This is a genomic window from Roseovarius sp. D22-M7, from assembly GCF_037083785.1.
Classification (GTDB): Bacteria; Pseudomonadota; Alphaproteobacteria; order Rhodobacterales; family Rhodobacteraceae; genus Roseovarius.
This window is the reverse complement of the sequence record NZ_JBAPKY010000113.1, coordinates 1-4,573: the sequence shown is the minus strand read 5'-3', so window position 1 is coordinate 4,573 and position 4,573 is coordinate 1. Positions and strand designations below refer to the sequence as shown.

The window sequence follows — 4,573 nt, the reverse complement described above, 5'->3', positions numbered from 1 at the left end:
CGTCCCGCGCATCGTCATCCCCCTACATGCCGTGCAAAGGGTGAATCACGTTCTCAAATCCATGTCGAGGCGGGGTTTTTCAGCAGCCTGTTAGGAGAATACGAAGATGGCTCACATAGAAGCCTCAAAGAGTTGGCAGTTGCCGAATTGCAACAGAAATCAGCTGATGACGAACTGACTGAGGCATTACAACGAAGAGATTCTGGATCGGTTGGTTCTGATGGGATCTTTGTTTATGCTGATCACTTTCGAAGATCTTTTTGGCCATACGCAATTATCATCGCGTTCTCCCTGAAGCTAGCGAGTGCTAATAGCGCACGGTCCAATGAGGCAAGGATGAATGTCGCAAGAGCTCAAGAAGTTTACAGCGAGGCTGCGTTGGCCGTCAAACCTGATAGTCGAGAAACTGTGCGAGCATTACGAAAAGCAATTAGAATAAGTCGTAGACAATTACGTCGTTCTGAAACACTGGGTCAGGCCCAGGAGTCCTCCGATCTGATTTTCAACCTTGCAGAGTCTGCGGAGCGAATTGGGCAGCTGCGTCTCGCCAAATTGGCATTGACATACTGGGACGAATTTTCTCAGGCATTTAAGCCATACGAAGAAACTAATGCGGGAATCATAGAAAAGGCGAAATTTCTACAAAGGGCCGGAGATCTACTAGTATTGTTGTCTGAAGACACCCAAGCCAAAACTCATTTTTTCAGCAGCTATGACTTCTTTTTGAAAGCGCAACAAAGGTCTTTTTGGGATGATGGGTTCTTTGATCTTGCGACTTCAATTGTGCGAATGTTTGTTGTCGAGACTAGACTTGGGGACGACGCATCTGCGAAGGAATGGCTTGAGAAGCTGGCACCATTGCGACGAGAGATGAACGAAAGCCAGAATTCTGAGGTTAACAATCAGCTTAATAGAGCGAAGACAACTCTCAAACACCTTCCTTTGTCGGCAGAAGAGCTGTCCGGCATGTCGCGCGACAAACAAACCGGACCTTCGAGCTAATCCAGCGAAGGTCAGCTTTCGCATTTTCGAGCCGGCGGCGATGCGTCCGCTCCGGGCTGGCTGCCGACATCTGACAATTTCCGTCTGGAAAGCTGAACAGACCAAACTGTTTGAGGGCCAGGCAGGGAGCGTCGCAAAGTCTTGGCTTGTTCGCCACATCGCACCTCTGAGCCAAGTGCGACGAATGCAGGTTAAAACCCTTAAAAGACACCTTTTGGAGCGATGTGCTTAGTTCGATGGCAGTGAGGACAGGAACCGCACGATGACCGTATCAACAAATACCGAACGTTTGGAGGCTGATATTCAAGAGGAGTATGAGAGACGGCTTCGACGCTATCCGGGGCCTGCGCTTGGTTGGCGTCTGCTCTACAGCCCCCGCCGCGTCCTATCTGGTGCGCGTGTTGCTTTTATCGGATTTAATCCTGGTGGCAGGTATATCGATCAGACCCATGGCGAGTTCTCCGCCGAGGCAGGCTCGGCTTATCGCAAGGAAGTTGAAGACTGGAATCCAAGCAGTTCCCTGCAAGAACAGGTCATGGCGCTTTTTCACAGACTCGATGTGGAGCCAGAGGACGTTTTAGCGGGAAATCTTGTCCCATTTCGGTCACCGAGTGAAGATAGTCTGCCGGGAGCTTCCGACGCTGTTATCTTCGGCAAAAACCTGTGGACACAAATCCTCGCCGTAGCGCGTCCAAGTCTCGTGGTGTCAATGGGCGCTAAGACAAATCGTGAAATATCAAGATTGCTCTTGGTTCATGACATCACGAAATATCCCACCGGATGGGGAAACTACACTGCGTCCCGTGGAACTTTTGCAGGCGGAACATGGATCGGCTTGCCACACCTTTCCCGCTTCGGCATCATGAAAAGAAGCGCTAGCCAAACGCCGATGGATCAGTTGTTCAGGGAGCTCAACTAACGGCTCCAAGCTTGCCCTGCCTAATCCAAGTCCTCATCGGAGCTTATTCAACCTGCAGGTGCGGCTCGCATAATTCAGTCGCTTGGGCCACAACGAAGTTCCGGATTCCACCCTTAGGGTCGAGTGTTCGCACCGTTGGATCGAGCTGGAAGGCAACAGTTTCAGGCTGCGGCTGGGTGAAAAGTCTGGTTTTTTCATTACCAAGAAAACCGTTCTCCAAACGCTACGAAAAAGTGCGGCGAAGGAAATACGTCATGAGACATTTGTGGTCTTACATGAACCTCCTTTACGAGAGCGTTCCTCCGGACGGACCTTCCCTCAGCCCTTTAACACTGAATGCAAAGTACAACGTATTTGCCGAGTGAAAAAATGTCTTTCTCTAAAAAACCACGTTCGAGATTATTGCCGGTCTCGTTGGAGGACAGGCTTCGCAGGGAACTCTTTATCCGATCCCAACTTAAATCTACACAAACTGATAACTGTCCGACGATTTGGTACAACGACTTTTCCATCGGCATCCATTCGCTAAAACTCAATAATAATGAACAATAACAATAACCCCTCTTTTTTGAAACGACTTCTGAAAAACCCCCACCCCTTTGTTTTGGCAGGGGAAATACACTTGTCGGATATACGAAGATTGTCAAAAGATAACTTTAAATCAATGGGTTATCATTCTTATTAGCATTCGTGTGGTAATAGTGTGTCTTTTGCGTGCGCGTACGCATCTGAGAACTGCACAAGCCGTGGCGCATTAGGCCGATTGTGGAGAACCAAATAGGGTCAAGTCCTATTTTTAACGCGTCCAAAGTAAAGAGAAAGGAAACGCAATGCGTCGTTATATCGTACGTGTTGATGGCACAATCAAGTTTCTGGACTGAAACGCCCGATCATCAAGCGGACTGACAAGAAGCAGAAGCCAATTCAACCGTTTCTGCCTTCACCATCAGTCAATTTGGTGAAGCCCTCCAATAAATGGTCCATAGGAGAACCACAAATGACCATCCACCAGAACGCCAACACTACCACCAATGAAGTCTTGACCGATAACGATCTGCGGACGCTCGTTTACCTTGAACAGATGACCTTTGCCGAGGCCAGCACCTACGCATGGCAGAGGGACAATTCAAATCGCGCCGCCGAACGTGCTGCAATCAATGGCTAGAGGGTGAACTAATGACACGCAAAGACTACAACATGATCGCTGCCGCCTTGAATGAAGTTTACCGCCGCACCGTTAGTAATTCTGATCGCATGACAGAGATTACCGCAAGCGCTATGGTGCATACTGTGGCTAACAAGCTTGATGCAGAGAACCCGAACTTTCAACGGCAGCGCTTTCTTGACGCTTGCATGAAATGATCTGGATTGCCCTGGTCTGAATGGCTAGGGCCTTCTATCGTGGCTTATCGTGACGCCTTAGGCGCATAACGTTGAAGAACCTTAGGACGTGAACACGTCATTTACTAGAACCTGCCTAAGATGGAGAACTGATATGACTAACCAGAACGCCATCACCTATACCACAGAAGCCGTGGAAGAAACCATCACGCAAGCAACTGGAGGCCAAAAGGCAGGTGCCAAGAAACCTACAAAGAAACCTCGCAAGCCGCCGAATGTTTCTTCGAAGCCTACTGCAAAGAAAGAAACCAAAGCCAAAGAAGCCAAGGAAGAAAAGGCGACGCCTGAGCGTGCGACCCTGAAGGATGCTGAAGGCAATGAATATGCGCTTGCTGAAGGCGTTGATCCTGAGAAGATCACGGCTGACGCCGATGAGGCACAAGCGGCATTCGAAGCCGTGAATAACAAGGAAGCTGATCTGCTGAACAGCTATCTTGTTATCGGTCGCTTCCAGTCTGACGCCAAGAAAGCTTTCAAATCGACAAAGCTTTTCGGGCAATACCTCGCACAAGCCTTGCCAGTGTCCCAAGCACTCGATCCGGCGCTGCGTTCGAACTGCACATGGCTCTATGAAGCCTTGAACGTGACAGACCACGAGGCAAGCGACCTGCTGCACATTCTCAATGTCAATGACATTGCATCCTTCAAGTCTGCTAATCCGACCGTGATTAAGCGGGAATACAAAAAGGTCAAGAAAGAGAAGGAAGAGAAAGACAAGGCTGAGCAGGAAGGTTATGAGACCGTCGAAGAAGCCAAGGAAGCCGAAAAGGCTGCAAAGGCTGAGCAAGAGAAAAAAGAGCAAGCCGCCAAGAAACGCCAGATGACCAAGCTTGAGAAGCGGATCAAGGCTTTCTTGATGCAGCATGAAGACCTCGATGAGATGGCTACGGAAGCCGCAAGCCTGCTGCGAGACGTGCTGGAAACTGACGCCAAAGAGCAAGTCGAGAAGATCGACAGCATCGTTGGATGATCCAAAGCATTGTGGGATGACCTGCAATGCCCTGCCCTGAACCATGTAAATGGTTTGGGGCTTTTTATCCACGACCATTCAGCATCGTCTATTAGACCAGTCCAAAGGACGTGCTAACGTCATCCAAAGGACGTGCCAACGTCATCCAAAGGACAGCCCAAGGCCCTACATATGTCTACCCTATGGGGGGCATTGTTGCAGAACTCAGGCCTGAGGTATGACTTCCCCTTACCCCACTGAGGTCAGCCCACGCGAGCGATCTCGGCGGTGCCGAGGGCGTT

At 49.8% G+C, this 4,573-nt stretch carries 5 protein-coding genes; all 5 read left to right on the top strand.

Going from position 1 to position 4,573, the window contains the following annotated elements; genetic code table 11:
* A partial coding sequence (locus V8324_RS21115) for a hypothetical protein (protein WP_336421869.1) occupies positions 1-1,002 on the top strand: 1,002 nt, incomplete at its 5' end.
* Between the two features lie 262 nt (positions 1,003-1,264).
* Positions 1,265-1,921 carry a uracil-DNA glycosylase family protein gene (locus tag V8324_RS21110; RefSeq protein WP_336421868.1) on the top strand — a complete coding sequence of 219 codons (657 nt, stop codon included), beginning with the start codon at positions 1,265-1,267 and terminating at the stop codon, positions 1,919-1,921.
* 997 nt (positions 1,922-2,918) lie between these two features.
* A complete protein-coding gene (locus tag V8324_RS21105) occupies positions 2,919-3,086 on the top strand; it encodes a hypothetical protein (RefSeq protein ID WP_336421867.1) in 168 nt (55 codons plus the stop codon).
* 11 nt (positions 3,087-3,097) lie between these two features.
* Positions 3,098-3,283 (top strand): hypothetical protein, encoded by a 186-nt coding sequence (locus V8324_RS21100; protein WP_336421866.1) that lies wholly within the window; start codon positions 3,098-3,100, stop codon positions 3,281-3,283.
* Positions 3,284-3,416: 133 nt separating this feature from the next.
* Positions 3,417-4,292, top strand: coding sequence for a hypothetical protein (locus V8324_RS21095; RefSeq protein ID WP_336421865.1), 876 nt, complete (start codon positions 3,417-3,419; stop codon positions 4,290-4,292).
* Positions 4,293-4,573: the final 281 nt, after the last annotated feature.

What these genes read in the sequence shown, in the direction of transcription:
- V8324_RS21110 (WP_336421868.1), top strand. Translation starts at nt 1,265, where the DNA reads ATGACCGTATCAACAAATACCGAACGTTTGGAGGCTGATATTCAAGAG.
- V8324_RS21105 (WP_336421867.1), top strand. Translation starts at nt 2,919, where the DNA reads ATGACCATCCACCAGAACGCCAACACTACCACCAATGAAGTCTTGACC.
- V8324_RS21100 (WP_336421866.1), top strand. Translation starts at nt 3,098, where the DNA reads ATGACACGCAAAGACTACAACATGATCGCTGCCGCCTTGAATGAAGTT.
- V8324_RS21095 (WP_336421865.1), top strand. Translation starts at nt 3,417, where the DNA reads ATGACTAACCAGAACGCCATCACCTATACCACAGAAGCCGTGGAAGAA.